The sequence below is a fragment of the Streptomyces sp. NPDC087844 genome (genome assembly GCF_044742785.1).
In the GTDB taxonomy this organism is placed as follows: Bacteria; Actinomycetota; Actinomycetes; order Streptomycetales; family Streptomycetaceae; genus Streptomyces.
Genome location: NZ_JBIUVD010000027.1, coordinates 97,895 through 124,889 on the forward strand (window position 1 = coordinate 97,895; position 26,995 = coordinate 124,889).

The window sequence follows — 26,995 nt, forward strand, 5'->3', positions numbered from 1 at the left end:
GAACGCATGGCAATCACGACGACCCCCTACGGCATGTACCTGCCAGCATGCGCCCCCTCAGCCCTCGACGACCAGGCCGAAAAACGCCAACACGACACCTGCGACGAGCTGCCTCCCAAGCTGTTCGACCCGGCCGGTTCTGACCATGTGATCTACCGGCTGGGCGAGGATCTGTCCGTCCGGCTGCCCCGCCATGCGGGGGCCATCCGGCAGGCCAGGAAGGAGTCCGAGTGGCTGCCCAGGCTCGCCCCGCACCTGCCGTTGGCCATCCCGGTACCGGCGGGGGTGGGTGAGCCCGACTTCGACTACCCGTGGCCGTGGGCGGTGTCCCGCTGGCTGGACGGCGAGGTGGCGACCGTCGAGGCACTGGCCGACTCGTCCCGGGCTGCCGTCCAACTGGCGGAGTTCCTCATCGCTCTTCAGACATTCGTTCCCGAGGACTTCCCGGTCGAGGACGCTCGCGAGGAGCTCACCGGTCGGCCGCCGGCCGACCGGGACCGCGCGACACGGGCCGCTATCACGGAGGTCGACGGTGCGTTCGACGCCGCGGCCTTGACCGAGCTGTGGGACGCGGCGCTGAGCGCCTCCGGATGGGGTGGCCCGCCGGTCTGGTTCCACGGCGACTTCCACACCGGCAACCTGCTGACCGTCGACGGCCGCCTCAGCGCGGTCATCGACTTCGGCGAGCTCGGCATCGGCGACCCGGCCTGCGACCTGATCATCGCCTTCACTCTGATGTCGGCCGGGTCCCGGGCCGCCTTCCGCGCCACGCTGGGTATCGATGACGCCACCTGGACCCGCGGCCGCGGCTGGGCCCTGGCCACCGGCCTGAACGCCTACACCTCCTACGCCGCCGCCAATCCCCGGGTCACCGCGCAGACCACCCGCCAGATCACCGAGGCTCTGATCGGCTGATCAAACGATTCCAGGACGTGTGGGTTCATCGGCGCTGTCACCGGCAAGCAGCGTGAGCCGACGGGCCGGCAGGTGCTTCTGCCGCAGACGGTCTGCTGGAAACGGTCTATTGGAAACGGTCTGCTGGAAACGGTCTGGCGGCAGAGGCCATGCGGTGGCCACCGCGAGGAAGCGCGCAGGCCGAGTCCGTCCGTCGAAGGCCTGTCGTCGGGATGAGCCATTGGGGTCCTTGGGACTGCTGAGGGACTGCTGACGGTTTGAAGCTGTCGGACCGTGACCCGGCCTCTTCCGACCGCCCGGTCGCCGGCGCGGTCGGTGGCTTCAGGCTCCGGCCAGCCGGTCCACGGTGGCGAGGACGGGCCGCACCCCGTCCTCGCCACCGAGCCGGCCTGCCAGCTCCTTCGCACGCTCCGTGTAGGCGGGTTCGGTCACGGCTCGCGCCACGGCGGCACCGAGAGCGTCAGCGGTGAGCCCGCGCAGCGGAACCGCCGCCGGGGCCACCCCGAGCGAGACGAGCCGCGCGGCCCAGAACGCCTCGTCGAACTGGATCGGCACCGGCACGGCCGGAACGCCGGCACGCAGCGTCGCCCCGGTCGTGCCGGCACCCGCGTGATGGACCACCGCGGCCATCCGCGGGAAGAGCGCCGCGTGCGGGACCTCGTCGACGGTGAACATGTCGTCGCCGCTGGCGGACAGCCCGGCCCAGCCCCGCTGCACGACACCCCGGACCCCGGCCGCGCGCAGGGCCCGCACGACCTCCTCGCCCAGCCGCTCCGCATCCGGCACGGTGGCGCTCCCCAGCCCGAAGAAGACCGGCGGGGGTCCGGCGTCGAGGAAGTCCCTTAGTGCGTACGGAAGTTGACGGTCCCGGTCGTACGGCCACCAGTACCCGGCGACGCCAAGCCCCGTTCGCCAGTCGCGAGGTCTGGGTACCACCAGCGGGCTGAACCCGTGGTGCACCTGCCAGTCGCGCCGCTCACGGGCCCGGCGGGCGGCACGCGAGCCGAGCGGCGGCAGACCGAGCCGGGTCCGCAACGCCCGTGTCGCACCGGCGAAGATCTGGTCCACGGCCACGTTGACGGCACGCCCCGCGAGCCGATTGCCCGCCGCCCCCAGTGACCGTGTGCCGGTCGCGGGCGGCGCGAACTCCGCTGTCGGCGCCATCGGTTGCAGGTAGACGCCCAAGCTCGGCAGGCCGTGCCCCTCGGCGACGGTGTGACCGAGGGGCCCCAGCGAACTCGACAGCAGCAGCACGTCGGCCGACCCCGCGGCGATCACCAGGTCGTCCGTCATCTGCTCCACGAGCGACCGTGTCATCGCGACCATCCGGGCCAGTTTGCCGATCCCGGTGGCACTGCGGTGCAGCGCGCGCCCGCGTGGGGACTCCAGCTCGGCCCGCGGATCCACCGGCAGGGGATGGAAACCCAGCCTCGCGGCCGCGACCAGGGGTTCGAAGCAGGCATGTGTCACCACCGTGACCTCGTGGCCACCTTCCGCCAGCCCGCGCCCAAGTCCTGTGTAGGGCGCGGCGTCGCCCCGCGAACCCGCCGTCATGATCGCTACTCGCACGCGGGACAGTATGGCGCCGACGACAGCCAGGCCCTGCTTGCCCCGCCGAGACCGCCGTCCGAACACGACAGCTCCCAGAACAGCGAGCCCGCCCCGAGCACGAGATCGGCCCCCGGTGACCTTCACCCGCCGAGCAGGCAGGCAGGCAGGCAGGCAGCGTCAACGCTCTCCGGCGCGTCCCAGCGTGCCCCTCACCTCACCCCGACCCCGACACCGACACCGCCCAGCACCACCCCTCCCGCAACCTCTGGCCCGGCAGAACCACCGAGTAGCCGCCACTGAACCCTTGGGCGCCCCTCCCCAGGGGCGCCCAAGGCTCGTTCAGCTCGTCAGGGTGCCCACGGCCCGAGCATGTCCTTCATCGCATCCGTCAACGCCATCTGCAGCAGCGGACCGTAGGTGATCCGGCCGACGCCGAGACGGCGGAAGCGCTCAAGGTCGTGCTTGACGGGATGGGCCGTGGAGTTCACGGGAATGGCGACCGCGCCGGTCACCGCCGTGAGCAGGTCGTCGTTGTCCTGGATGCTTACCGGGTAGACGCTGTCGGCGCCGGCCTGCTCCATGGCCCGGAGTCGCTCGATCGCCTCGTCGAGGACACCGGAGGCATCCTTCGCGTGCAGGAAGAGGTCGGTGCGCCCGTTGACCCATACCGGGATGCCCGCGTCATCGGCCGCCGCGCGCAGTCCGGCGATGTAACTCGCGTGCTCCTGCGTGCTGCGCACGCGTCCGCCGTCCGAGTGGACGGTGTCCTCGATGTTGAGACCGACGCCGCCGACCTCGGTGAGCCCGGCGACGAGATCCGCCGGCTTCTGTCCGTACCCGGCCTCCAGGTCCACGGACACGGGGACATCGACCGCCGCGATGATCGGCCCGACGGCGGCGAGTACCTCCTCGAAGGTCTGCCCCTCGTGGTCCTCGGCCCCCCGGGAGTCGGCAAGTGGATGGCTGCCGATCGTCAGCGCGGGAAACCCGGCGCCGGCTGCCGTCCGCGCCGACCAGACGTCCCAGACGGTCGGCAGCACGAGCGGCTTGTACTCGGCATGCAGCTGCTTCAGGCGTTGAGCACGCTCAACTGTGGTGCGAAGGTCCATTTCGAGAACGCTACCCCCGGATCGCCAGGAACAGCGTGCCGGCGGGGTGCAGCCCGGTTCCCTGCGGAGCTGGTGGCGCGTCGACTCCCCCGCCTCCAGCGGAAGGAGCGGCCCGGCCAGGCGGGCGGGCGGGCGGGCGGCTCACGGTCGCGTCTCGTGGTCAGCGGCTGCGGTCGGCCGGCGCCGTGCGGGCGTGCGGGCGTGCGGGCGTGCGGGCGTGCGGGCGTGCGGGCGTGCGGGCGTGCCCACTCATGGCATGGAGCGGTTCACGTCGGGGGCGCGGGCAGGTGCGGAGAAGGGCGGGACCACAGAGGGCGGGTTCCGAAACCGGCGACGTCCAGGGCGAGTTCGGCGTACATCGCGCTGGCCCAGGAGAACCAGTGGCGGGTGAACCGGTGCGGATCGTCCTTGTGGAAGGACTCGTGCAAGGCGCCGGTGCCCGCGTCGGTGTCCGTCAGTTCAGGTCCTGGACGGCCCGCAGCGGCGCCGCCCTGCCGTTCGCGGAGGAGGCCCAGAGCAACGACCGGCACCGGGCGGCCGGCCGGTTCCTGCACGTGCCCGTCGCCGACGTACCGGCCTGCGGCTCGCTGCGCCTGGACATCGCGCCCGGCGCCACCCCTGCCCCACGGGACAGCGACAGGGCTCGCACGTCCGCGGACCCGGCCGTCCTGGAGAACGACCATCTGCGGGTCACCGTCGACCTGCGCGAGGCGTGCATCGGTTCCGTCGTCGACAAGCACACCGGACGTGAACTGGTCCGGCAGGACGCCGTCATCGGCTTCAACGGCTACGTGTACGACGAGTACGCCACGGCCGGCGCGTTCAACCACCAGTCCAGCAAGACCGTCGCCGACGACTCGATGCACCTGCTCGCCTCGCGCAGCACGGCACCGCCCGCGGCACTCGTCGACCGCACCTCGGACGCCACCGGCCAGAGCCAGGTCTACCAATGCGCCCCGCCGGAACGCGCCGACTCCGGGTGAGGGTGCACCTCCCGCACGACGCGGCCCGTATCGACCTGGAGAACCGCATCGACAAGACGGCGACACTCACCAAAGAAAGCGCCTTCTTCGCCTTCCCGTTCGCCCTGGACGACCCCATCGTGCGCACGGAGGCCACCGGCGGCGTCCTCGGCACCGACCGGGAGACCGTGCCGGGGTCCGCCACCCACATGCGCGCGATCCGCCGCTGGATCAGCCTGAGCGACGCCGCCCACCACGCCGCCCTGGCGACCGCCGACGCCCCGCTCGTGCAACTCGGCGGGATCACGATCCCTTACGCGCCCTATCCCCAGTCACTCCCGCAGGAGGAGCCGGGCACTGTCTTCTCCTGGGTGCACAACCACATCTGGGACACCACTTCCCCTCCCAGCAAGCGTTCCACCACGCCTTCCGCTACAGCGTGGCCTTCACCCAAGCCGACGAGAACGCCGCCGAAGGGCTCGGCGAGCACCTGGCCGCGCGTACCGCGGCCGTCACCGGTCACCCGTTGGTGCCGGTCCGCGCCCGCGCCGGTGCCCACGCCGAAGCCGAAGCCGAAGCCGAGGCGGAACGTCCGGCGCAGACACGGTTCCTGACCCTGGACGACCCCCGGGTACGGGTCGTCGGGCCGACCGTCCCGAGTGAGGGACGGCTCATGATCCGTCTGCAGTCCCTGGCGGACGCTCCGGTCACCTGCGGGGTCGGCACCCCGCTCGCCGTCGGGCAGGCGTTCCGCACCAACTACCTCGGCCTGGCCCCGCGCGCCATCGACATGGAGCCGGGAGGAACCGTCCCGGTCACCGTGCCGGCACTCGGAACGGCAGCGGTCGTCCTCCACCTGCACCCGTCCCCAGGCGAGTGACCTCCGCAAGGGGCCGTGACGGCAGGGGCGGCCCCTTGCGCGCGGTGCCGGTCAGGCGGCAGCGGCCTTCTCGTGTGTCTCGCGCTTCCAGAAGCCGGAGAAGGTGATGCGCGACTTCGGCAGTCCGGAACGGTGCAGGTGCCGTCGGCCCTCGGTGGCGAGTGTCGACTCCCCCACGACGAAGGCATAACCCGTCGGGTCGGCGGGCACGTGCCGGCGCAACTCCGCGAGTGCGGCGGCGCCGGGAACCGCGGACGGGTCGTCACGCACCACCCAGGTGACGCTCATTCCGGCCGGGGCGTCCAGGTCGCGGCGGTCATCCGCGGTCGGGACCTCCTGGATGACACGGCCGACCGCTTCACGCGGGAGGGAGCGCAGGATCCCGGCCGTCGCGGGCAGACCGCTCTCATCGGCGACGAGCAGTACGTCGGTGGCGTCGTCGGGGCAGTCGAACAGCAACCCCTGGTCGAGGAGGGCGAGTTCCTCACCGGGGCTCGCCCCGCAGGCCCAGATCGCCGCGGCACCCTCCGGTTCGCCGCCCGGACCGCAGTGCACCACGAAGTCGATGTCGAGTTCCGCCGCGTCGGGACGGAAGTCGGCCACGGTGTAGTTCGCGCAGTGCGCCCGCTCCTCCTCCGGTACGGCAAGGAACGGCTTCCACCAGGTCGGCCCGGAGATCTCCGGCAGGACGAACTCCTCCTGGTGCGGTCTCCGCAGGAACAACCGGAACCACTGGTCGTAGCCTTGCCACGGGAACGAGGAGAGGTCCGGCCCGGTCACCGTGACCCGTTGCATCGAGGACGTGTAACGCTCACTGCGCACGACGTGACAACGGAACAGCCGGGGCTGCCGGGGCATCAACTTCGGGATCTTCGACACCTGGTAAGGGTAGCCTCAGCTTACTTGGATGCCAATCCCAACCTCGTCACTTCATGGACTGGTACGGCAGCGAGCGAGAGACCCGGTCTGCTCAAGCAGCACGAGGAGGACGCATGAGGATCGTCATCACCGGTGGCTTCGGCTTCCTGGGACAGCAGGTCACCGATGTCCTGCTCGCACGGCGGACCCTGTGCGGTGCGCCCGTCGACCGGTTACTGCTCGCCGACCGGTACGTGCCGGCCGCGACGCCGGTGGCGGACCACCCACTGGTCGACATCGTCCAGGGCGACCTGAGCGAACGCCTCGACGACGTCTTCAGGCAGCCCGTGGACGTGGTCATCCACCTGGCATCGGCCGTCTCGTCCGAGTGCGAGAGCGACTTCGACCTGGGCATGACCGCCAACCTGGACACGACGCGCGCGTTGCTCGATGCCGCCCGCGCCCAGTCGGCCGCCGGTGGGCCGACGCCCCGGGTGGTGTTCTCCAGCAGCGTCGCGGTGTACGGCTCCGACCCTGCGGCGCCCCTGCCGCCCGTGGTCGACGAGTGGACGCTGCCGACGCCGCAGTCGAGTTACGGAATGGAGAAGCGTGTCTGTGAGCAGTTGATCGCCGAATACACGCGCCGGGGCTTCGTCGACGGACGTGTGGCGCGCCTCATGACCGTCGCGGTACGACCGGGCGCACCGAATGCGGCCGCCTCCGGTTTCCTGTCCGGCATCGTCCGCGAGCCCCTCTCCGGCCTTGCGGCCACCTGCCCGGTCGACCCCGGCCTGCAGGTCGCGCTGGCCTCACCGGGGCGCACCGTCGAGGGCATCCTCCGCATCACCGAGGCCGGACGCGACAACGGCCCCGGGTCTCTCGAAGGCAGGCTTCCGGTCAACCTGCCGGCGCTCACGGTCACGGTCGCCGACATGCTCGACGCGCTGCGGCGGGTAGCAGGCGACGCCGTCGCCGACCTGGTGACCGTCGCGCCCGACTCCACCGTCGAGGCCATCGTCGGTTCGTGGCCCGCCTCGTTCGACAACGCACGTGCCACGGCACTCGGCCTGCGCCCCGACGACAACTTCGAGTCGGTCCTCAGGTCGTACGTCCAGGACCATCCCGACGCCGTCACCGTCGCCGTCTCCGTCGGGACGAACGGCCCCTGAGGACACCGACGAGAGCCTGTCGAACACGTCGGTAACCGGTGATTCTTACGCGTCTTACCCGCTCTTGAGGCCCTGTCTCGGTGGCATTGGTGGCATCGGTGGCATTGGTGGCATCGGTGGCCTCAGTGGCCTCAGTGGCCTCGATCAGCCGCAGGTCCTCCGCGGTCGGGGCCCGGACGACGACGGAGAGGCCGGGTCCGCGGCCCAGCCGTCGACGGCCACAGCCACAGCCATGTCCATGTCCATGTCCATGGACAGCCGATCCCCTTCGCGCAACACAGCGGCTAGCGTTTCCCCTCCCGCCGTTCGTCCGGGGCGCCGTGGGCCGACACGACTGTCAAGGCAGTGGTTCGGCCGTCGGGGGTAATGCGGAGAACGGGGATCGCCTTGTTCACCGGAGCACCGTCGTCGCCGAGGTCGATCCAGCCGCCGGCGCCCGGCACAGCCCCCTCCTGGCGCAGCCGGGACAGAGTGCGGTACACGTCGGTGACGGTGGGCGTGGGCGTCGACGTTCCGCGGGCCTCCTGGACCGCGCGAACCGCGAGGCAGAGGGCGTCGTACATCATGATGGCCCTGCCGTCCTCCAGTTCGCCGTGCGGGAAGGTGGCGGCGAACGTGCCGTCACGGAACGGCGCGACGGCTGTCGGGGCGAAGGCGCCGGGTGCCAGGTCCCAGGCTCCGGGGTGGGCCAGGCCCGTATACAGCAGGTCGATGCCACCCTTGCCCAGTGCCGCGGCCAGTTGGTGACGGCCATAGCCGTTCGTGTGCCGGACCATCATGGCGTCGTCGCCCGACATCACCGTGATCCGGTGCCCTCGGCAGCGGCGTGCGGCGAGGTTGGTCAGGAGGTGCGGCAAAGACGTGCCGCGGCCCGCGAAGTAGACGACGTCGGGCTTGATCGTGCACACGTCCGCGAGCGCGGCGCGGAAGTCTGCCGGTTCGGAGCGCGAGGAGTCGAACAGCACGGGGTCCGGGCGGACCAGCCGGTCCGCCGGCAGCCGGGCGCGGAACTGCTGGGCCAGCGTGCTGGTGTACTGGTCCCCGGGGGCGATGTCCTGGACGTAGAGGATCCGGGAACGGGCGAACTTGCCGCTCGACAGATGGCGTACGGCGGCTGCGGCTTGATCGGCGTTGGTCGGGGCGACCCGTACCAGGCCGGGAACGGCGGCCCAGGAGTCGGCGGTGAGGACCGAGCCGAACGCGGGCAGGCCTCCGGCCGTCAGTTCCTCCACCATGTCCTGGCTGGCCGCGGTGCTGCCGCCCAGGCCTAGCGCCGCGACGATCCGCTCGGAGCGCCGTGCCGCGAGCACCTGGCCGACGGTGTGGTTGCGCTGCTGGGCTGAACCCCCTGTCTGGCCGAACAGCAACCGGACCGCGGGGCCTTCGGGCGCGTCCGCCGATTTCCGGTTGGTCGTGAGCTGGGCGAGGTGGGCTCCTTCCAGATCCCGCTGAACGGCCTCCATGGAGGCCCGGCCGTCGAACTCCTCGGTGATGGGTGTCAGATAGGCCATCGACACGTACGGGCGACCGCCCGCTTTTTCGGCGTCCGCGACGACCCGCCGGTTCTCCAGAGCGATCCGCTCCAGCACCGCGGCGACCGCCCGAGTCGACGAGCGACGCAGAACGTCGGGCGCGGCGGCGGTATCCAGCAGCCCGACGCATCTGCGCATCGGGCCCTCGCCGAGCGCGCTGAGGCCGGCTGCGCACGGCAGGGCCCGCGACGGTGCCGATCGGCCCGCGTCACCGGGCAGGCACAGGGCGGGGAGAACGGCCAGGACGGCGAACGACGTCCAGGGCGATCGTCGTCGAGGCCGCACCGGCCGATTCGCGAGGTCCTCCTCGTGGCCCTTACCGGCCAGGGCTGTCACGCGCAGGACTTCTTCCGGGGTCGGCCGCCGGGTGGGGTCCTTCGCCAGACAGCGGGTCACCAGTCCGCGCAGCGCGGCGGGCAGGCCTGTCAGGTCCGGTTTCTTGTGCACCACAGCGAAAGCGACCGCGATCGGCTCCACGCCGGCCGCCCCGGGGTCCTCGAAGGGACTACGGCCCAGCGCGGCGAAGGCCAGCACGCTGCCCAGGGCGAACACGTCCGTCGCGGGTGACAGGGCGTGAGCCGTATCGAGCTGTTCCGGCGCCATGAAAGCTGCCGTGCCGACCATCGCACCGCTGCGGGTCAGCGCCCGGCTCTGGTCGACGGACCGTGCGATACCGAAGTCGATGACGCGTACGCCGTCATCGGCGAGCAGGACGTTGGCCGGCTTGAGGTCCCGATGCACGATGCCCTGACGGTGGATGTCGCGCAGTGCCTCCGCCAACTGCCCGGCCAGCCCGGCGATCTCGGTCACGGACAGGGGGCCGACGGACCGCACCCGGGTTTCGAGGGAACCACCGGCGACGTACTGAGTGGCCAGCCATGGCGGATCACCGTCCGGGTCGGCGTCCACCACTGAGGCGGTGAACGCCCCGCTCACCTTTCGGGCAGCGGCCACCTCGTGCCGGAACCGGGCACGGAAGTGCGGCTCCTCGGCGTATTCGGGACGGATCACCTTCAGCGCGACCTGCCGCCCCGCGGTGCTGCGCGCCAGATACACGACACCCATACCGCCGGCGCCCAGGCGCCGTTGCACGGTGAACTCCCCGATCCGCCGCATCCCGCGAACGTACCGTCATCGCCCGCCACGGCTTCCCGCTTCCCCCTCTGCAACCCACGACTGCCACACCTTCAAGTGAAACGGCTCGAATTCCGCCGCACCGCGAATGGTTGATGTGCCTCGCGGTCCTCGCAGTCCTCGCAGTTCTCGCGGACCACAAGCCGTCCTGCGGGCCGATCTTGTAGGAGGCGGCATCGATGAGCGTGTACTGGTACTCATGGCGTGCGGGGGTGACAGCAGTCTCATCTTTTGGCGAGTACCAGTCCAAGGGCTTGACCCTGCAGAACGTGAACGTCCGCACGCCAAACTCCGCGGACACGGTCGTAGCAAGTGGTGACGGCGCGCCCAGGAAAGCGTTCAGCCGGTTGTCGCGGCGTTCGACGGTGTCGCCTGCGCCGGCCCCGGACGTATGACACGGTCGTCGGCGTCCGCCCCGGCGACATCCTCCTCGACAGGATCGCGCAGCGTCGGGATGAACAGGGAGAGCAGCAGGGCCACCAGAGTCACCACTGCTCCGAACCAGAAGATCCAGGAGTAGCCGGTGTCCTGGTAGAAGGCCGTGCCCTCGACGACGGTGCTGTCCGAGGTGAGGATCGCGTAGGCGACGGCGGTGAAGATCGCGCCGAAGAGGCTGATGAGCATGTTGAGCATCCCGCTTCCCAGACCTTGCTCGTCCCGGGAGACCACACCGACGACGAGTGTGGGAGCCGTCGCGACGACGACGCCGGCGCCGACGTTGGCGACGCAGGAAGTGAGGATGAGTTCGAGTTCACCGCCGTGGTAGAAGCCCACGAGGGTGTATCCGGCGGCCATCACGAGCAGACCGACCCACCACACCCTGCGGGCGTCGAAGGTGCGCAGGCACCGGCTGATGAGCAGGCCGGTGCCGAACATCACCACGTTCCAGCTCACACTGACGACGGCGTTGTGATGGGCGGTCCAGCCCAGACCCGCCGAGACCCCGGGGATGTGCGGGTAGAGGGCGAGCAGGATGGCGAGGCCCGGCATCGTGAAGGCGACCGTCTGCGCCAGCCCTCCGGCGGTGAGCGCCAGCGCCACCGGACGGCGGCTGAGGACTCCCAGGTCCAGGATGGGGTGGTCACTGGAGCGCTCCACGAAGAAGAACGCTGTCAGTGCCACCGCGCCCGCGGTCAGCCAGCCGAGGGTCCTGGAGTCCGACCAGCCCCAGCTCTGCCCCTGACCGACGGCATAGACCACGGAGGTCAAACCGCCGCCGAGCACCAGGCCGCCCAGCCAGTCGAAGCCCGATCCGAACACGTACCGCGGTGTCTCGGGGACCAGCAGAGCGACCAGGACGAAGGCGACGGCGGTGGCGGCGGCGAGGAACCACAGGGTGCCGCGGTAGCCCCAGTTGTCGACCAGCCAGCCGGCCAGGAACGGCGAGCCGATGGCCACCAGGCCGACGCTGCTGCCTGTGATGCCGCTGGCCTGCTTGACCAGCCGGGGCGGGAAGAGATCCCGTATCGCGGCGAACGACAGGGCACCGAACGGCCCGTAGAAACCGGCGATAGCGCGTCCTGCCAGTACCAGCCAGAAGCTGCCGGCGACGGCCGCGAGTGCCTCGCCGAGAGTGCCCAGCGCCATCATGGCGAGCATGACGCGCTTCTTCCCGTACTGGTCCCCCAGCTTGATCACGAAGGGGGTGAGCAGGGTGGTCACCAGGGTCAGCGTCAGCCCGAACCAGACCACCTGAGTGGTGTGGAACGTCTGCGCGACACTCGCGGTGGCATTGGCGCCGAGGATGCCGCCTGCGGCCAGGAGCTGGGTCGGCCAGGCGAGTGCGATCAACAGCAGGACCAGACGGGGGGACCATCGTCCGTCCGCGGCGGCGCGGGGTGCGAGGTCGACCGAGGGGCTTGATGACGACGGCGTCATACCAGCCCTCCTTTCACGGAGGTGCCGAAGGAATGGGGTGGCGCGGTGGGGGGTGGGAGGGGTGGCCGGGGACGCCCGGCGTAACTTGTCGTTCACAGGGGCGTGACCGGGCGTTGATCCGTCGCGGCGTGAGGTCGATGATTACCTGAACACCTAGTGCTCGCTAGGTATCAGAATGGTGATGCACCTCACACAGCGCACACCCAGGCGACCGACACCCAGGCAGCCGACACCCGGGCGGCCCGGCATGGCCGGCCGTCCCGCCGGTACCGTTCTCGCATGGCGACACCCAGGGGACCGCGCGGCCACTACACGGCAGGCCGGGCACGGCGTACACAGATTCTCGATGCCGCGCTGCTGCGCTTCGGCCGGGACGGCTATCGCAAGACCTCCCTCGCGGGCATAGCCCGCGACGCCGAGATCACCGACGCCGGACTGCTGCACCACTTCCGCGACAAACAGCAGCTGCTCGTCGCGGTCGTCGAGTACTGGCACGAGCGCATGGACGTGCGCTGGGAGCGGGTCTCGGACTCGGTCCGGGATGCCTTCCGGTGCCACCTGGAGGACACGGCCGAGACACTCACCATGCCCGGCATGGTGGAGGTGGCCGTCATGCTCGCCGTCGAGGCCATCGCTGCGGACCACCCCGCCCACGACCACTTCACCTCCTGGCAGGAGAAGGGGCTGAGGGAACTGTCGGACCGCCTCAGGGCCGGCAGCGACAAGGGCGAACTGCGGGCCGACCTCGACCACGAGAGCATCGCCCGCGAGTGCGTGGCGGTGGACGCGGGCCTGCATCAGCAATGGCTGGCCGGGGGTCGGTCGTTCGACCTTGTCGCCGTGATGCGCGGCCATCTCGACCGCCTCATGCGCGGCATCTCGACGGACGGACAGGGACTGTGACCGGGACTGCTACCGGGACTGCGACCGGCCGGCTCGCCGACCTACCGACCTGCTGATCTACTGACCTACCGATCTACCGATCTACCGATCTGCCGACCTGCTCACCTGCTGACTTGCTGACTTGCTGACCTGCAATTCGGCCGATCTGCAGATCCGCCGACAGGGGCCGCAGGAGCCGAGCGCCACACCACCGCTCCCCACGCCACACCACCGCCCCGGCCCCGGCCCAACCCCCGCCGCAGGACGCGCTTGTCATGCGCGCGTCACCATCACGCGAACCCCCTCCGCGCGAGTGGCACACGTCACGTACGCCAACACCTAGTAATCGCTAGGTTTTGGTCGCATGATCGTGCCTGCTCATTCCCGGCGCTGAGAAAGGCCGCCATGCATCACTCCTGGACCGCCCATGCCGTGGGTCCCGCCCCCTCCGCAACCGCCTCACCCGACGGCCCCCGTCCCGCCGTGCTGCTGCGTGACGAGTTCACCGCGCGGGCGGCCGTGAGATCGGCCCGCCTCCTGGCCACGGCCCTCGGCGTGTACGAACTGGAGCTGAACGGCTCCGTGGTGGGCGACCATGTCCTCGCCCCCGGCTGGACGAGTTACCGACACCGCCACCGCTACCAGACCTTCGACGTCACCGCGCTGGTCCGGGAAGGGCGCAACGCGTGGGGCGCCCACCTGGCCGACGGCTGGTACCGGGGACTGCTCGGCTTCAACGGCGGCACCCGGGACATCTACGGCGAGCGCACCGGGCTCGTCGCCGAACTGCGCGTCGAGTACGCCGACGGGTCCGCCGACACCTTCACCACCGACGACGGCTGGCAGTGGAGCCCCGGCCCCGTCCTTTCCTCCGGGCTGTACGAGGGCGAGGTGTACGACGCGCGCATCGAGCAGACCCGTTTCAGCGAGGCCGGTTTCGACAACTCGGCGTGGCAGCCGGTGGAGGTCGTGCAGTTCGACACCACGGTGCTCTTCCCGGCCGACAGCCCGCCGGTGCGTCGTACCGACCACGTGCGACCGGTCGCCGTGACCACCTCACCGACCGGCCGCACCGTCCTCGACTTCGGCCAGAACCTCGTCGGGCGGCTGCGCGTCCGTGTCCGTGGCGAGGCCGGCCGCACGGTCACGCTGCGCCATGCCGAGGTCCTTCAGGACGGCGACCTGTGCACGCGTCCGCTGCGGCACGCCACCGCCACCGATCGCTACACCCTGCGCGGCGATCCGGCGGGTGAGCAGTGGGAACCCCGCTTCACCTTCCACGGCTTCCGCTACGCCGATGTCGAGGGCTGGCCCGGCGACCTCGATCCGGCCGACGTCACCGCCGTGGTCATCCACAGCGACCTGCGCCGCACGGGCTGGTTCTCCTGCTCCGACCCCTCCCTGAACCGGCTGCACGAGAACGTGGTGTGGGGCATGCGCGGCAACACCGTCGACGTCCCCACCGACTGTCCGCAGCGCGACGAACGCCTCGGCTGGACCGGTGACGTCCAGGTCTTCGCCCCCACCGCCACCTTCCTCTACGACGTCCACGACTTCCTGCGCTCCTGGCTGCGCGATCTGGCCGCCGACCAGAGCACCGACGAGCGGGGCGTTCCCCCGGTGTTCAGCCCGGACATCCCGGTGATCATCCCGGTACCCATCCCGCCCGGCAACCCGCCCATGGCGGGCTGGTGCGACGCCGCGGTCATCGTGCCGTGGGTGCTGTACGAGCGGTACGGCGACACCGAGGTGCTGCGCGCCCAGTACCCGTCGATGCGCGCCTGGGTCGACGCCGTCGACCGGATCGCCGGGCCCGGCCGTGTCTGGGGCGAGGGGTTCCAGTTCGGTGACTGGCTGGACCCGTCCGCGCCTGCGGACGATCCCGGCCGGGCCATGACATCGGCCGGTCTGGTCGCCACCGCGTACTACGCGCATTCCGCGCGGCTGCTGGCCGACGCCGCCGAGGTGCTGGACGAGAAGAAGGACGCCGCGCGCTATCACGCCCTGTCCGACGCCGTCCGCCACGCCTTCCGCGACCGCTTCCACGCCGGTGGCGGACGCCTCACCGAGGAGACCCAGACCGCCTACGCCCTCGCGCTCCGCTTCCGTCTGCTGGAGGACGGCACCGAACGGGCCGCGGCCGGGCGCCGGTTGGCCGACCTGGTGGCCGAGGGCGGACACCGGATCGGCACCGGATTCCTCGGCACGCCCCAGGTGTGCGACGCGATGACCGACACCGGGCACGTGGACACCGCCTACCGGCTACTGACCCAGCGGGCGTGCCCGTCATGGCTGTACCAGGTCGACATGGGCGCCACCACCGTCTGGGAACGCTGGGACAGCATGCTGCCCGACAGAGACGTCAACCCCGGCGAGATGACCTCCTTCAACCACTACGCGCTCGGAGCGGTCGCCGACTGGATGCACCGTACCGTCGCGGGGCTCGCAGCCGCCGGTCCGGGATACCGGCGGCTGTTGATCCGGCCACGCCCCGGCGGCGGCCTCACCTGGGCCCGGGCCGAGCACGACTCACCGTACGGCCGTATCGAGACCGGGTGGCGGATCACGGGCGGCACGCTGCTCGTCGACCTTCTCGTGCCGCCGGATGTCACCGCGCTGGTCGATCTGCCGGGCATGGAGGACGTGGAGGTCGGCCCCGGCCGGCACTCCTTCCACACCCCGTTCCCCGCGTACACACCGTGACGCCCGAGTCCGCGGACTCCCCTCCACAGACACGGCTGACAGCCACGCCGACAAGCGCATCGACAAGCGCATCGACAAGTACATCGACGAGAACGCCGACCGGCATATCGGCAACTTGCAAGGAGCAGCACATGACCCATCACACCCTGCCCGACGGCTTCCTGTGGGGCGTCGCCACCGCGGGACACCAGAACGAGGGCGACAACACCGCCAGTGACACCTGGTTCCTGGAGCACACGACCCCGTCGCTGTTCCGCGAGCCGAGCGGACCTGCCTGCCGGGGTTACGAGCGGTGGGAGACGGACCTCGACCTCGCCGCGGGACTCGGACTCAACGCCTTCCGTTTCTCCGTCGAATGGGCACGCGTGGAGCCCGAGCGCGGGATCGTCTCCGCCGAGGCGCTCGACCACTACGAGCAGATGGTCGACGGTTGCCTGGCGCGCGGCCTCGCCCCTCTCATCACCTTCAATCACTTCACCGCACCGCACTGGTTCGCGGCGGCCGGTTCCTGGACCGCCGCCGACGCCGCCGCGCGCTTCGCCGACCAGTGCGACCGCGTCATGGCCCGCTTCGGCGACCGGATCGCGTACGCCGTCACCCTGAACGAGCCCAACCTGGAGCAGTTGTTGCAGGAGGGCGCGAAGCTTCCGCCCGAGGCGGAGGCGCTGAAGAACGAGATGCTGGCGGCCGCGGCCCGCGCCGCGGGCACCGCCGGCTACGCCAGCGCGAACGTCATTCCCGCCGAACGGCAGGACGAGTTCCAGGAAGCGTTCACCCGGGCCCACCGCACCGCCCGCGAGGCGATCAAGGCCCGCCGCGGCGATCTGCCGGTCGGCGTGTCCATCGCCATCGCCGACGAGGTCGCACTCCCCGGCGGCGAAGAGCGACGGGACGCCAAGCGTGCCGCGGTCTACGACCACTGGCTGCGCGAAGCACGCCAGGACGACTTCATCGGCGTACAGAACTACGAACGCGTCGTCCACGGCCCCGAGGGAGAGGTCGAGGCGGACGGCGAACGAAACGGCATGGGCACCGCAATCGCGCCCGGTTCCCTCGCCGGCGCGGTGCGCTACGCCCACCAGGTCGCCGGGGTGCCGGTACTCGTGACCGAACACGGGATGCAGACCGCGGACGACACACAACGTGCCGCGTTCGTCCCCGCCGCCGTACACGCACTCGCCGCCGAGGTGGACACGGGCACACCTGTCCTCGGCTACTGCCACTGGACCCTCATGGACAACTTCGAGTGGATCTTCGGCTACGGCGCCCAGCTCGGACTGCACGAGGTGGACCGCGTCACCTTCCAGCGCAGGCCCAAGCCGAGTGCGACGGCCTACGCCGACGTGGTGCGCGCCTACCGCGGCACGCTCGCCGACAGCAGGAACTGAGCCGCCCTCCGTCTCCTGGTCCGCCGCGGAAGCCCTCTGTGTGAGTCGAACCGACTGGACTGACCGACACCACCAGTCGGCCCGGGGTCCTCAACGGTGACAGCAGGGATGTCGATGGGGGGCGGCTTGCGGAGGTCGTCGACGGCCCAGGTACCGCCAAGCTCCGCCGTCCCGTCATCGCCGCCCGGTTTCCGCCCACCCGCCCAGGCCGGCCCACCGATCAGGAGATCCGCGCGGTCCAGCAGGCTTGGGCCGCCGCCAGTGCCAGCACCACAGCCGTATGACTACTGTGCCGAGGCTCAGTGTTTGTCCCGGCTGCGGGAGGGTTCGCGACAGGCCCGACGGCTTACTGGATCAGGTCGGTGTGCGGATGCTCAGGAGAGGCCGGGCAGACGTAGATCTGCATGTTGTCGGTGCTGCCGACTTCGACCTTGGTCGGCTGGGAGGGCCTCTGGCCACAGCAATGACCGCCGGCGTTGGCGGCGGCCTGGTCTTCGTAAGGTGTCCAGCTGCGTCCCTCGCCGCCGTCCCATTCAAAGGAGGCGATGGTCAGCAGCGGGACCATCTGCGCATCACAGACAGTGCAGTGACGGGGGTCGGGGTCGGTGCGGCCCCATGGAGGCCAGCCGCCGACCTTCCATCCGGGCGCGTCTGCCAGATGGATGTCGTAGAACTCCCGCGGACAGTCCGCGTAGGAGCTGTCCACGTCGGCGCCGGCTGCCTGCCATCTGCTCCAGTCCTCCACCATCAGCAGCAGTTGCGGGCTCAGAGCGAGGCTGTCGGGGTACTCGCTGATCGCTTCCGGTGCCAGCACGCACGGCTTTGGCACATAGCCCTCATAGTTCGCCTCGTACGGCTCGGGCGGTGTGGCGAGGATGTCGACGACCTCGGCGGTGGACCGCCAGAACAGTGCGGTCGCCGGCTTCCAATCGGGATGGTGGTCGTAGGGGCACCACAGAACCTGGAGGAGATCGGCCTGTCCGGGCGGCCGCAGTAGGGGTATGTCGCGTAGATACAGTGGCGGAACCCACTGTCACGGTGCAGGTGCGAGGCTTCGCAGTGCGGCCATGGCTCATCAGCCGGCCACAGCAACGGCCCCCCGACCGAGCTCTCCTCGACCGAAGGCGCCCCGGGACGAGGGTGCAGCCGAATCGCAGGACGTGCCAACGGCGCCAGCTCGGGAAAGACCGCGGTCACGTCCACGGGCCGCGGCGGAGTAGTACGTACGAGAGCCATGCCGGTCATCCTGTCACCAGCCACTGACAGCCCTTGGCCGCCTCAACCAGCTCCGTCGGCATCGGTGTTCAGCTGGTCAAGTCCAACGCACGCAGGCTGGGCCACGGTGACAGCGAGCCTGCCTGTGTGACTCCTGTCGTGCTTGGGCTCACCTACGCAGACCCGCCAGAACGGCAAACGTCGAGTGGTCAAGGACCCTCCGTAGAATCCCCGCATGACGGATGAGAGCGAGCGGGCCGTACAAGCGGCCGTTGAGGGGGAGATGCGGCTTCTCGATCCCGAGGTGCGCGCTTTTCCGGCCCGTGTCCTGGAACTCCTGGATCCGGAGTTCATCGAGTTCGGGGCCTCCGGGTGCCGATGGGATGTGGAGTCGATCCTCTCAGTGACGAGTGGCGGCTGGGTGTCGACGGAGTCCCCGGTCAAGGTCAGTCAGATGTCCGGAGTCACCCTGGCTCCGGACGTCGTCCATCTGACGTACCTCTGCGACAACCGGGGCCATCGGGCATGGCGGAGTTCTCTGTGGCGTCTGTCGGACACGGGCTGGAGGATGTACTTCCACCAGGCCACTTCGACCAGTTGAGCGGGTGATACCGGCGCTTGCGAAGACAGCGGCGCCCCTGCCCAGCTGTAGGAACCGGCTTGCACCGGTCGTTGTCAGAGGGGTCGGGCACACTGCGCTGTATGAACTTGGTGACCGCGCACGACTACGCCTGGATCCGCGCCTCGCCGCTCTTCCGCCACATGATGGAGAGCGGATACACCCTGACACTGATACAGGGGCGGACCCCGCGCGAGGTACTGCGCACGATGGGGGCGGAACCGCGCGGAACCGGGAAGGGCGCGGCGGGACTGATGGAGGCGGACGACGCCCATCGCGCGGAGGTGGATGGCGACTACTGGGACGAGTCCTACGTCGCGGGCGCCTTCGGCACTCCGGGCGAGAACGGCGACTGGACACTCGTCCTCGGCTTCGACGGTGGCCTTGGGGTCTCGGCGCCGCATGCGGAGACGCTGCCGAAGAACGGCCGGGTCGTGGCGCACTCGACCAACGGCGGCAAGCCCATCCATCTCTTCCACTGGTTCGAGGACGGTGAGCTCCGTATGACGTTCGAGGACCCGTCGTCGCGCGACGGCAACACACCCGATGAACTGGTCCCCCTTCTGCGTGAAGTCGGCTTCCCCCTGACCGCCGAGGGAGAGCACGACGAAAGCGCCCCGGACGTCGACCGGAAGGCGGCAGGCTTTGCTCTGGCCGAGAGACTTACCGGCATACGCGTCACCGAAGCCGCCCTCCAGGACGCCAGGTACGAGCTGGGACTCGTCCCCGAACAGCCCGCCGAGGAGTGGACCGGCCTGGTCATCGACATCACCGATGCCCACGGGGAGCGCCTGCACGGGGAATGGACCTACGAGGAGATCGCGACGGCGTCGGACCGCGCACGGAGGGAGGCGAACGCCCCGGTCGTGATCACCTACAACGAGCCGTCGCGCACGACCCGATCGGAACCCGAGACAGGCGAGTAGCGAGCGCGCACGTAGGCACGTAGGCACGTAGGCACGTAGCACGTAGGAGGGTGCTTCGGCTGTACTCGCCGCCTTCGACGAGGGCAGCGGAGCGCTTGTCAAGACTCGCGGGAAGCGGTGGTTTCCCCTGGTCGTGATTGGCCGTCAGGTGGCTCGCCGGTTTCGGCACCACGGACGAATACCGAGTACGGGGGCCACCCGATTCGGAGCGGTGCGTGAGCGCGCCGGTCCGCAACGGTGCGCCTGGCGCGGAGCGACAACCGGCCCGGAGTCGGGGCGAGCCATTCCAGGCCGGGACCGGCCGCCCCGATGTAGCTGCCCCGCCGAGGTCTTCCAGCGAGTCCCCGTCGCGAGGCAGGAACGCGTCCAGGTGCACGAGGAGCGTCGTCACAAGGTCCTCGACGTGTTCAGTGCGCACGAGCGACTTGCTGTCGAGCTCAGGGGTGTGCCCGTCGCGCTCGGGGCCGTAGTTGCACGTTTCGATGACCGTCTTCCCGGACAATGGCGCGGCGGGCAAGCGAGGAACCCAAAGTATCCAGGCACCATCAGTACGTCCGCGGGAACGCTCACAACGGGAAGGCCCAGGCGGCTGCCGATGGCCTCGGTGATCTCGCGGAGCGGGATGGCCCCCTCCGCGACCGCGTGCCAGTAGTTGCCGGCCGGCCCCTTCTCCAGCGCCAAGCGGAACAAGGAGGCGACCCTCGGCTGGGCCGGCCGCCAGAACATGGGAGAACAAGGTGTTGAACGCCTTGACGACATGCGCGCCCTCGGGAGCAGCCTTGGCGATCTCCTGCGCGCCGGAACTGCCATCAGGGGTGACAAAGCCCTGGAAATCGGGGGAGACGGGGTTGGTGGGGTCGATGATGACCTTGCCGTGCAGCGCTTTCCCGTACTCACTTACCACCGCCGCCGCGCTGCCGTACGGCACGGCGAGGACCGCGATGTCCCTGGCCGGGGCGGCGTCGGCCGTCCCGACGGTGGCGCCGGCGAGCGCGGCGGCCACGTCCCTGACCTAATGTGGCAGCTCGTAAGCGATGCCGTTGCACAGCAGGGTTGACCAGGGCGACGACAGCGGGACCTGGACCCGGCCGAGGTTGACGCGGTGACTCCGGTGCATCCCGCTCCTGATCCTGCACTGCCAGTTCACCGGCCGCGTCCGGCCGTTGACGATCGTCGGACCCGGCAGGTGTCCGGGAGCGGGTCATCGCGCCGATGGAGGTGCGAGACGGTCAGCGCCGCCTACGCGGTCCATGCCGGTGAAGCCCCGCCGCCGGCACTTCGGGTCGAGCTCGACGGCAAGGCGCTGCGACACGAGTGGACCGAGGCCCTGTGAGACGTTTCCCGGGATCGGATGTGCATATCTGCGAGACCTGCGTGTGACTGCCGCTGTGGCAACAGCTGTTGCGGTGTTGGTGGTGACACGTGCCGCCGCCCCCGTGACCGCTGGTGAGAAGTGACAGAATCCGGCGTCGGTCCGGGTGTCCGTTTGCTGGTGAAGTCACGAAGACGAAGCCTGCCGCCTCCGTGATGCTGGTGCACGACCAAGGCGCTTCCGGCGCCCGGAGATCACGGAAGGCAAGAGATGATCATGTCAGCCATTGGCAAGTTATCCGGTGCGCTGCTCGCGGTGGGCGCCGCGGCGAGCGTACTCGTCCCCTCGTCCGCAGCCGCGGCACCCACATCCGTCCAGGCGAACCAGGACGGTGTGTGCACCGGCGGAGAATACTGTTTCGCCAGCAACATCCTCGGCAACGGAAGCCTGTCCGACTTCTCCGTCGCCGACGCCAACCTCAACAACAACGTCTACACCACACCCGGTCTCGGTCAGGGCACGCCGCTGGGCAACACCGCGAGGTGGGGCTACAACTACGACTCGACGCGCAGTGCCGTGATCTGCACCGGCACCAACTACACCGGCAGCTGTGCGGGTGCGCCCCCGAACACGGGCGGCCAGTACAACGTGACCTACCGGGGCAATGTCGAATCCATTTACTGGACATAGTCCGTTGCGCGGGATCGTGGTGGCGCTCGCCGTGACTGCCGCCGCCGCGCTCACCGCGGGGTGCTCCGCAGACCACCGGGAACAGCCCGAAGAGGCACCCGCGCTGCTGCGGAGCACCGGGCTCCGGCTCCCGCTGGACGCGTACTTGCTGTCCCCCGGCGAGACGACGAAGGTCACCGAGGCGCATCGGGTGCTCGTACGGCGGTGCATGGTTCGGTTCGGGTTCGACTATCCGCCCGTTGCCGAGGGGGGAACGGGCGGCGGCCTGACGAGCTGGACGGAGCGGCGGTACGGGATCACCGACCCGACGGAAGCGGCGGTCCGCGGCTACCGGCTGCGCGCCCCGGCCGGGCCGGCCTCGCCCGCCGAGCCGGGGCCGCAGGAGCGCATCGCGCTGACCGGTGAGGGAAAGAGCCGGGTCAAGGGACTCGCGGTGCCGGAGGGGGGATGCGCCGGGGAAGCCGGGCGGCGGCTACAGGCGGGCGGCCCAAGGGACGTCGACCGGAGTCTGGCCCAGGCGCTCTCGACGGAGAGCTACGAACGGTCGCTCAGGGACAAGGGCGTCCGGACCGTGACGGAACAGTGGTCGCATTGCATGCGGGCGAGCGAACTCGACTACGCCGGTCCGCTCGACCCGCCGAAGGACCCGCGCTTCCAGGGCGCCGTACTGTCGGCAGCCGAGCGCAACACCGCGAGGACCGATGTCAGCTGCAAGAGGCGGACGAACCTGGTCGGCGTGTGGTTCACGGCCGAAGCGGCCGTCCAACGGTCGCTCATCGACCGTAACCACGAAGCGCTCGCCCGGGTGGCGGCGATGAACCGGACAGAACTCACCACCGCCCAGGCCGTACTGGCGAAGTGAGCCGCACCCATCGGTGATGGGTGCGGCTGCTTTCGTCCAGCGCGCGCGGTACGCCGAGGGCACGCGCCGGCTCGGCGCGCCTCGCGTCGGTGGCACTGGGCAGACGGCCGCCGGGTCCCCGCAGCGGTCGCGGGCATGGACACGGACACGGACCCGGACGGGTGCAACCGGTACATCGCTTCCCACCTGTCGCCTTACGGACGGAAACTCACACTCGCTCCTCCTTGAATTACTCGGCTAACGTCCGTAGCCTTACATGCGTTAGCCGCCTGGAGCGAGCAGATCGGAAGCAGCATGAGCAGTGTCACGAGCACCGAACCAAAGGGCGTGGCCGCTCCCGGTGCGTTCGTCTCCTTCGTCCGGTTCGTGGTGTGCGGTGGAGGTGTCGGGGTTCTCTCCAGCGGCGCGGTGGCGCTGCTGGCCGGGGCGATGCCGTGGGCGGTGGCGAACGCGGTGATCACCGTCGCGTCGACCGTCCTGTGCACCGAGCTGCACGCGCTGTTCACCTTCGGGACCGGTAGGCGGGCCGGGTGGCGGCGGCACTGGCAGTCCGCGGGATCGGCCACGGCCGCCTACGCCGTGACCTCCCTCGCGGTGCTCGTCCTGCACCTGGTGCAGTCGTCACCGGGGGTGCTCACCGAGCAGACCGTCTACCTCGGGGCTTCCGGGCTCGCGGGGGTGGGGCGGTTCCTGGTGCTGCGGCTGTTCGTCTTCGCGGCGGGTGAAGGCGGGCGTGCGCGGGAGCTGACGGTACTCAGCGAGGTCTCCCGGCCGTATCCCGCACGGGCGATGGCCTCAGTGGCCGTCGCGCGTGTGTCGCTCACCCAGGTGTCCCGTTCTCGGCTGGTACTCGCTGCCGGGGCCTGATCGGCCGACTGCGGGCACTTGCGGTTGAGGGATCAGCGCCCACGCACTGAGGGGCCCTCAGGCCGGCCTGCCATCCCCGACGGCGGCCCCGACTCGGTTCGTCGCGACGTACTGCATCTGTGGTCCGGGCCCGTGGGCTCTGGGGAGACCTCTCCCAGGTGCTGGTGTCGCTCGACCCACCGGGCGGTGTGAACGTGGTGGTCTCCCCGAGGTCCCGGCTGTGCCCGTTCGGCTGTGCCCGTTCGGCTGAATCGGCTTCGGCTGGATCGTCTTCGGCTGGATCGGCGTGGTCGCCCTGGACGGCTCAGCGATCGTGGCCGCGTCGGGCGACAGTGCCGCTCGGATCGTTCATCACGCACTGGGGAGCCTGCCGGTGGAGACCGTCGCGGATGGCGTACGGATCCCGGACGCCCTCCCGGTAGGCCGGATACTCGGGCCGGTGACGCCGGCCTGTGTGTCCTCAGCGCGGTTCCGGCCGGTAGGGGCTGGCGAGTTGACGATGGAGCAACTACTCAGTCCCTCATCCGGACTTGCTCCGCTTGGAGCAGGTGGCCGGCGAGGACCGGCACGGGTGGCAGGGGCGGCGGCTGTCGCTCAGGCCGTCGCCGACGGGCTGGTGCGGCCCGTCGCGGCTCGTCGCGGGCCGGACCAGCCCGTCGGTCTTGCGGTCGTGTTCCCCACGTCGACGTCGGAACCGGTGTCGTACCAGCCGCCGAAAGAGTTGTCCGCGGGCACGCGCCTCATCGTCCGTACGAGCGAGGTCCGGGCCAGGTCGTACCCGAACGTACTCCTGAGATGCGGGGTCTTCTTCTGAGCGGTCTTGCCCGTCAGGGCGCTGGGAAGAGCAGCCGGACTCCGTAGGTCCGCTCCGCGTCGCGCAGGGCCGGGACGAGCGCGGCGCGCAGTTCGCGGACCTCTTGCGCGTGCGTGTCGAGGAACCGTCGGCGCAGGGTACGCCGTAGCGGTTCGCGGACGGTTTCGACCGGTCGCATGCAGGTGGCGTACGCACTGCCGAGGGCGCGGTCCTGACGGGCGTAGTCCGCCGTGTTCGCGTTCATCATGGTCCTGTCGACGAGGGCGAAGAACGCCTCCTCGTCGCGGGCCCGGTAGCCCTTCCCGGCGAGGCAGCCGGGCAGGGTGCGCAGGGCCCGTACGGCGGCGGGGTCGCGCCGGGAGGCCGAAAGCTCACCGAACCACAGCCGCTGCAACGGCAGATAGACCTCCCGCACCTTCTCCCCCGCGACCTCGCCGCGCGCGCGGCAGCGACGGATCTCGGCGTCGCTGCCGACCCGCACCGGCTCGGGGCTCGCCTCGGTGCCGGGCACCTCGGTGCCGTGTCCGAAGCCGTGACGGCCCAGGTGGGCGAGGTCGGGCAGTTCGGCGTACGAGATGAAGGCGAGCGGAGGCACCGGCGGCAGGGCGGTCCCGGCCTCGCGAGCGCAGTCGGCGGCGACGGAGCGGGCCACCTGATGTCTCAGGACGTCCAGGCCCTGGGTCCAGCGGGACTCGGCCCCGGTCGCGGGGAGCACCATGAGCGCCGGGTCGTCGGGCAGCGTGCGTGTCACCCGGGCGGGTGCCACGGTGGCGGGCGGCCCCGGTTCGGGCCCGGTCGCGGCGGTCGGCTCCGCGGTGGCCGAACACGCGCCGAGCAGCAGCGCGGCCGTCGACGCGAGGGCCGCGCGCACGAGAGTCGTACGGGTCACGTTCACGTCCGTCCTTCCGCCGGGACGGGGTGCCGCCGGGCAGGCGGCACCCCGCGGGTCCGGGCCGAGGTCAGTGGGAGATCGTGACGCTGTCGCCACCTTCGAGGAGGCTCGCCACGCTGAACGGCGTGTTGTCGTTGACGTCCGTGCACAGCCAGTACGTGGAGTCGTTGATGCTGTGGTAGCCGTCCTCGGCGTAGACGTAGCGCTTGGCGCAGGTGAACCAGGAGCCGTCGGAACGCCGCAGACGGCCCGCGTAGTAGTCGTAGAGCCGCGAGGTGCTGTTCAGGGAGTACGTCAGGTTGAGGTCGCCACAGGTGCTGGTGGCGGACTTGTTGCGGACGGTGCCCTGACTCTCGTACTCACCGGTGGTGATGGCCGAGCCGGGACAGGCCGCCGGGGCGGCGGACGCCACGGGGGCGAGCGCCACGCCGGTGCCGGCGCAGACGAACGCCAGTGCTCCGGCCACCACGCTCCGGTTGATGGTTCTCCTCTTCGACATGTTTCGTGTCCCCTCTCCGGTCGGGGCACGGGCCGTGGTCGTTCCGGCCCGTGCGGTGCCGCGGGAAACAATCGCAGCGCCCGCGTGGGCACCACCACTTCCTTCGAAGCGTCTCGAAAGTGCCTGGCCGGGCGGCGGAGTTCACCGCTCCGGCGGGACCCGCGTGCCCCATGGGGCCGGTGGGGCGGCTGGGCGCTCCGGCGCCTCCGCGAGGGCTCGGGCGTCCGATCGGATCTGACGCGAATGTGCCGTGTCCGGCCGCCGCAGCATGGCCGCGCCGAGCGGGGTGAGGGTGTGCAGGACGGTGTTCCGCACCCGCCTGCTGCGCGCCAGGCCGGCGTCGCGCAGCACGGTCGTGTGGTGGGTGGCCGTGGCGGGTGAGACGCCGAGGTCGCGGGCGAGTTCGGAGGTGGTCGCGCCGCGGGCCAGGATGCGCAGGGCGGCGGCCCGGGTGCGGCCGAGCAGGGCGGACAGCGAGGCTTCCGAACGCTCGGGCGGCGCGGCCGGCCGACTGTCGTGCAGCGGGTAGACCAGCACCGGCCGGAGGGTGTCGTCGGCCAGCGAGACGGGTGATTGCCAGCAGAAGTAGGAAGGCACGAGCCGCAGTCCGCGGCCACCGAGGTACAGGTCGCGGTCCTGCACGTAGTCGACGTGCAGGACCGGCGGACACCAGCGCATGGCGGGCGAGAGGCCGCTGAGCAGGCCGCCGACACCGCCGTCGAGGAGGGCGCGGGAGAGCAGGACGCGTTCGCCTGCGAGCGAGGCGCCGATGCATTCCTGATGCGGGGCGACGACGGTGTCGTGGTAGTCGCGCAGCAGCCGTACGAGTTCCCCGCGGAAGTGGCGTTCGGTGAGCCGGGGCGCCCAGGCGGGGGCCCGGCCGAACCGGGCGAGCAGGGCCACCTCGTCGGCGACGCGGCCCGGCGGAGTGTCCACTATCGCGGCGAGTCCCGGTTCGAGCCCGTCCGCGGACTCCTGCGGGGAGAGGAAGTCCGGCCAGTAGCGGGCCCGGGGCAGCACCGGGACGAGCAGCCGCCGGACGGCGGCGCCGAGCCGGGTGCCGGTGAGGGCGTCCCTGGTCGCGCGGTGCCAGTGAGCGTAGGCCCAGCGGCCCTGCGTGGTCTGGAGCCGGTGCAGGCTGGAGGTGATCTCCCACAGCGGGTCGGGCGTGTTCGCCACCCGGATGAGGCTCAGGTCATCGGGTGTGAAATGGATGCGCAGCATGGCAGGGTCCCCCGGTTCGACTAGGGCCTGTGTGACGTCGTGATCAATCTCGGGTTTTGGTCCCGTGCGTGGGTAGGACCTGGTAGGACGATGGGTGTGACACGTAGGCAACTC

General features: G+C 70.4%; 25 protein-coding genes and 2 pseudogenes. 15 read left to right on the forward strand and 12 right to left on the reverse strand.

All coding sequences use genetic code 11. The features are described from left to right. The first annotated feature begins 6 nt into the window (after nucleotides 1-6). Nucleotides 7-915 (forward strand): aminoglycoside phosphotransferase family protein, encoded by a 909-nt coding sequence (locus ACIOKD_RS36560; protein ID WP_402092340.1) that lies wholly within the window; start codon nucleotides 7-9, stop codon nucleotides 913-915. A 321-nt stretch (nucleotides 916-1,236) separates the two neighbouring features. Here the strand turns inward: ACIOKD_RS36560 and ACIOKD_RS36565 are convergent, their stop codons facing one another. The 3 genes from ACIOKD_RS36565 to ACIOKD_RS36575 form a co-directional block, all read right to left on the reverse strand. Further along, nucleotides 1,237-2,469 (reverse strand): glycosyltransferase, encoded by a 1,233-nt coding sequence (locus ACIOKD_RS36565; protein ID WP_402092368.1) that lies wholly within the window; start codon nucleotides 2,467-2,469, stop codon nucleotides 1,237-1,239. A gap of 344 nt (nucleotides 2,470-2,813) precedes the next feature. Further along, nucleotides 2,814-3,575, reverse strand: a complete 762-nt coding sequence (locus tag ACIOKD_RS36570) for an isocitrate lyase/phosphoenolpyruvate mutase family protein (protein ID WP_402092341.1) — start codon at nucleotides 3,573-3,575, stop codon at nucleotides 2,814-2,816. Nucleotides 3,576-3,841: 266 nt separating this feature from the next. Beyond that, complete coding sequence (locus ACIOKD_RS36575; protein ID WP_402092342.1) at nucleotides 3,842-4,003, reverse strand: glycoside hydrolase family 125 protein; 162 nt, start codon at nucleotides 4,001-4,003, stop codon at nucleotides 3,842-3,844. Between ACIOKD_RS36575 and ACIOKD_RS36580 the strand changes: the two genes are divergently transcribed. Genes ACIOKD_RS36580 through ACIOKD_RS36590 form a run of 3 tightly spaced genes read left to right on the forward strand, consistent with a single transcriptional unit; the run spans nucleotide 3,956 to nucleotide 5,417 of the window. Beyond that, nucleotides 3,956-4,558, forward strand: a complete 603-nt coding sequence (locus ACIOKD_RS36580; RefSeq protein WP_402092371.1) for a hypothetical protein — start codon at nucleotides 3,956-3,958, stop codon at nucleotides 4,556-4,558. The genes ACIOKD_RS36575 and ACIOKD_RS36580 overlap by 48 nt on opposite strands. After that, entirely contained in the window at nucleotides 4,555-5,151 is a 597-nt protein-coding gene (locus ACIOKD_RS36585; protein ID WP_402092344.1) for a hypothetical protein, read from the forward strand. Before ACIOKD_RS36580 ends, ACIOKD_RS36585 begins: the two co-directional genes overlap by 4 nt. A gap of 59 nt (nucleotides 5,152-5,210) precedes the next feature. Beyond that, complete coding sequence (locus tag ACIOKD_RS36590; RefSeq protein WP_402092345.1) at nucleotides 5,211-5,417, forward strand: hypothetical protein; 207 nt, start codon at nucleotides 5,211-5,213, stop codon at nucleotides 5,415-5,417. A gap of 51 nt (nucleotides 5,418-5,468) precedes the next feature. Here ACIOKD_RS36590 and ACIOKD_RS36595 read toward each other — a convergent pair whose 3' ends face one another. Beyond that, nucleotides 5,469-6,296 carry a siderophore-interacting protein gene (locus ACIOKD_RS36595; protein ID WP_402092346.1) on the reverse strand — a complete coding sequence of 276 codons (828 nt, stop codon included), beginning with the start codon at nucleotides 6,294-6,296 and terminating at the stop codon, nucleotides 5,469-5,471. 113 nt (nucleotides 6,297-6,409) lie between these two features. Here ACIOKD_RS36595 and denD point away from each other — a divergent pair, with 113 nt between their 5' ends. Further along, a complete protein-coding gene (gene denD, locus ACIOKD_RS36600) occupies nucleotides 6,410-7,444 on the forward strand; it encodes a D-erythronate dehydrogenase (RefSeq protein WP_402092347.1) in 1,035 nt (344 codons plus the stop codon). A 284-nt stretch (nucleotides 7,445-7,728) separates the two neighbouring features. Here denD and ACIOKD_RS36605 read toward each other — a convergent pair whose 3' ends face one another. Both ACIOKD_RS36605 and ACIOKD_RS36610 read right to left on the reverse strand, forming a co-directional pair. Beyond that, entirely contained in the window at nucleotides 7,729-10,092 is a 2,364-nt protein-coding gene (locus tag ACIOKD_RS36605) for a bifunctional serine/threonine-protein kinase/ABC transporter substrate-binding protein (RefSeq protein ID WP_402092348.1), read from the reverse strand. Nucleotides 10,093-10,449: 357 nt separating this feature from the next. After that, nucleotides 10,450-11,988 carry an MFS transporter gene (locus ACIOKD_RS36610; protein ID WP_402092349.1) on the reverse strand — a complete coding sequence of 513 codons (1,539 nt, stop codon included), beginning with the start codon at nucleotides 11,986-11,988 and terminating at the stop codon, nucleotides 10,450-10,452. Nucleotides 11,989-12,267: 279 nt separating this feature from the next. On the opposite strand from ACIOKD_RS36610, the gene ACIOKD_RS36615 reads away from it, so the two are divergent. From ACIOKD_RS36615 to ACIOKD_RS36625, 3 genes are all read left to right on the forward strand, one after another. After that, nucleotides 12,268-12,891: a TetR/AcrR family transcriptional regulator gene (locus tag ACIOKD_RS36615; protein ID WP_402092350.1), complete on the forward strand. Its 624-nt coding sequence runs from the start codon at nucleotides 12,268-12,270 to the stop codon at nucleotides 12,889-12,891. A gap of 384 nt (nucleotides 12,892-13,275) precedes the next feature. After that, entirely contained in the window at nucleotides 13,276-15,573 is a 2,298-nt protein-coding gene (locus ACIOKD_RS36620; RefSeq protein ID WP_402092351.1) for a family 78 glycoside hydrolase catalytic domain, read from the forward strand. A gap of 131 nt (nucleotides 15,574-15,704) precedes the next feature. Further along, nucleotides 15,705-16,961: a family 1 glycosylhydrolase gene (locus tag ACIOKD_RS36625; protein ID WP_402092353.1), complete on the forward strand. Its 1,257-nt coding sequence runs from the start codon at nucleotides 15,705-15,707 to the stop codon at nucleotides 16,959-16,961. Between the two features lie 346 nt (nucleotides 16,962-17,307). Here the strand turns inward: ACIOKD_RS36625 and ACIOKD_RS36630 are convergent. After that, nucleotides 17,308-18,197: pseudogene (locus tag ACIOKD_RS36630) on the reverse strand (hypothetical protein). Nucleotides 18,198-18,411: 214 nt separating this feature from the next. Here ACIOKD_RS36630 and ACIOKD_RS36635 point away from each other — a divergent pair. Continuing rightward, the gene (locus tag ACIOKD_RS36635; protein WP_402092354.1) at nucleotides 18,412-18,777 is read left to right on the forward strand and encodes a DUF4440 domain-containing protein; all 366 of its coding nucleotides are present in this window, start codon (nucleotides 18,412-18,414) and stop codon (nucleotides 18,775-18,777) included. Between the two features lie 101 nt (nucleotides 18,778-18,878). Then, on the forward strand, nucleotides 18,879-19,721 hold the full coding sequence (locus ACIOKD_RS36640; RefSeq protein WP_402092356.1) for a DUF6461 domain-containing protein: 843 nt from the start codon (nucleotides 18,879-18,881) through the stop codon (nucleotides 19,719-19,721). Here ACIOKD_RS36640 and ACIOKD_RS36645 read toward each other — a convergent pair. Then, nucleotides 19,666-20,649 carry a hypothetical protein gene (locus ACIOKD_RS36645; protein ID WP_402092369.1) on the reverse strand — a complete coding sequence of 328 codons (984 nt, stop codon included), beginning with the start codon at nucleotides 20,647-20,649 and terminating at the stop codon, nucleotides 19,666-19,668. The genes ACIOKD_RS36640 and ACIOKD_RS36645 overlap by 56 nt on opposite strands. Here ACIOKD_RS36645 and ACIOKD_RS36650 point away from each other — a divergent pair. From ACIOKD_RS36650 to ACIOKD_RS36665, 4 genes are all read left to right on the forward strand, one after another. Beyond that, nucleotides 20,582-20,737: a hypothetical protein gene (locus ACIOKD_RS36650; RefSeq protein WP_402092372.1), complete on the forward strand. Its 156-nt coding sequence runs from the start codon at nucleotides 20,582-20,584 to the stop codon at nucleotides 20,735-20,737. The genes ACIOKD_RS36645 and ACIOKD_RS36650 overlap by 68 nt on opposite strands. Before the next feature lie 572 nt (nucleotides 20,738-21,309). Beyond that, on the forward strand, nucleotides 21,310-21,723 hold the full coding sequence (locus ACIOKD_RS36655; protein WP_402092357.1) for a hypothetical protein: 414 nt from the start codon (nucleotides 21,310-21,312) through the stop codon (nucleotides 21,721-21,723). Nucleotides 21,724-21,727: 4 nt separating this feature from the next. Further along, nucleotides 21,728-22,585: a hypothetical protein gene (locus tag ACIOKD_RS36660; RefSeq protein ID WP_402092358.1), complete on the forward strand. Its 858-nt coding sequence runs from the start codon at nucleotides 21,728-21,730 to the stop codon at nucleotides 22,583-22,585. A 294-nt stretch (nucleotides 22,586-22,879) separates the two neighbouring features. Beyond that, nucleotides 22,880-23,452, forward strand: a complete 573-nt coding sequence (locus ACIOKD_RS36665; RefSeq protein ID WP_402092359.1) for a hypothetical protein — start codon at nucleotides 22,880-22,882, stop codon at nucleotides 23,450-23,452. 594 nt (nucleotides 23,453-24,046) lie between these two features. On the opposite strand, the gene ACIOKD_RS36670 is transcribed toward ACIOKD_RS36665, so the two are convergent. Beyond that, a complete protein-coding gene (locus ACIOKD_RS36670) occupies nucleotides 24,047-24,187 on the reverse strand; it encodes a hypothetical protein (RefSeq protein WP_402092373.1) in 141 nt (46 codons plus the stop codon). Between ACIOKD_RS36670 and ACIOKD_RS36675 the strand changes: the two are divergent. Beyond that, nucleotides 24,168-24,266 (forward strand): annotated as a pseudogene (locus tag ACIOKD_RS36675) (D-ribose pyranase); the annotation flags it as partial. The gene ACIOKD_RS36670 and the pseudogene ACIOKD_RS36675 overlap by 20 nt on opposite strands. Nucleotides 24,267-24,279: 13 nt before the next feature. Here ACIOKD_RS36675 and ACIOKD_RS36680 read toward each other — a convergent pair. From ACIOKD_RS36680 to ACIOKD_RS36690, 3 genes are all read right to left on the reverse strand, one after another. Continuing rightward, on the reverse strand, nucleotides 24,280-25,155 hold the full coding sequence (locus ACIOKD_RS36680) for a hypothetical protein (protein ID WP_402092360.1): 876 nt from the start codon (nucleotides 25,153-25,155) through the stop codon (nucleotides 24,280-24,282). A gap of 70 nt (nucleotides 25,156-25,225) precedes the next feature. After that, nucleotides 25,226-25,657, reverse strand: a complete 432-nt coding sequence (locus ACIOKD_RS36685) for a hypothetical protein (protein WP_402092362.1) — start codon at nucleotides 25,655-25,657, stop codon at nucleotides 25,226-25,228. 141 nt (nucleotides 25,658-25,798) lie between these two features. Further along, nucleotides 25,799-26,881 (reverse strand): ArsR/SmtB family transcription factor, encoded by a 1,083-nt coding sequence (locus ACIOKD_RS36690; protein ID WP_402092363.1) that lies wholly within the window; start codon nucleotides 26,879-26,881, stop codon nucleotides 25,799-25,801. Nucleotides 26,882-26,995 lie beyond the last annotated feature (114 nt).

Coding starts and splice junctions, on each gene's coding strand:
- ACIOKD_RS36560 (WP_402092340.1), top strand. CDS start 7: ATGGCAATCACGACGACCCCCTACGGCATGTACCTGCCAGCATGCGCC.
- ACIOKD_RS36565 (WP_402092368.1), bottom strand. CDS start 2,469: ATGACGGCGGGTTCGCGGGGCGACGCCGCGCCCTACACAGGACTTGGG.
- ACIOKD_RS36570 (WP_402092341.1), bottom strand. CDS start 3,575: ATGGACCTTCGCACCACAGTTGAGCGTGCTCAACGCCTGAAGCAGCTG.
- ACIOKD_RS36590 (WP_402092345.1), top strand. CDS start 5,211: ATGATCCGTCTGCAGTCCCTGGCGGACGCTCCGGTCACCTGCGGGGTC.
- denD (WP_402092347.1), top strand. CDS start 6,410: ATGAGGATCGTCATCACCGGTGGCTTCGGCTTCCTGGGACAGCAGGTC.
- ACIOKD_RS36605 (WP_402092348.1), bottom strand. CDS start 10,092: ATGCGGCGGATCGGGGAGTTCACCGTGCAACGGCGCCTGGGCGCCGGC.
- ACIOKD_RS36610 (WP_402092349.1), bottom strand. CDS start 11,988: ATGACGCCGTCGTCATCAAGCCCCTCGGTCGACCTCGCACCCCGCGCC.
- ACIOKD_RS36615 (WP_402092350.1), top strand. CDS start 12,268: ATGGCGACACCCAGGGGACCGCGCGGCCACTACACGGCAGGCCGGGCA.
- ACIOKD_RS36620 (WP_402092351.1), top strand. CDS start 13,276: ATGCATCACTCCTGGACCGCCCATGCCGTGGGTCCCGCCCCCTCCGCA.
- ACIOKD_RS36625 (WP_402092353.1), top strand. CDS start 15,705: ATGACCCATCACACCCTGCCCGACGGCTTCCTGTGGGGCGTCGCCACC.
- ACIOKD_RS36635 (WP_402092354.1), top strand. CDS start 18,412: ATGACGGATGAGAGCGAGCGGGCCGTACAAGCGGCCGTTGAGGGGGAG.
- ACIOKD_RS36640 (WP_402092356.1), top strand. CDS start 18,879: ATGAACTTGGTGACCGCGCACGACTACGCCTGGATCCGCGCCTCGCCG.
- ACIOKD_RS36650 (WP_402092372.1), top strand. CDS start 20,582: ATGATGACCTTGCCGTGCAGCGCTTTCCCGTACTCACTTACCACCGCC.
- ACIOKD_RS36655 (WP_402092357.1), top strand. CDS start 21,310: ATGTCAGCCATTGGCAAGTTATCCGGTGCGCTGCTCGCGGTGGGCGCC.
- ACIOKD_RS36665 (WP_402092359.1), top strand. CDS start 22,880: ATGAGCAGTGTCACGAGCACCGAACCAAAGGGCGTGGCCGCTCCCGGT.
- ACIOKD_RS36685 (WP_402092362.1), bottom strand. CDS start 25,657: ATGTCGAAGAGGAGAACCATCAACCGGAGCGTGGTGGCCGGAGCACTG.
- ACIOKD_RS36690 (WP_402092363.1), bottom strand. CDS start 26,881: ATGCTGCGCATCCATTTCACACCCGATGACCTGAGCCTCATCCGGGTG.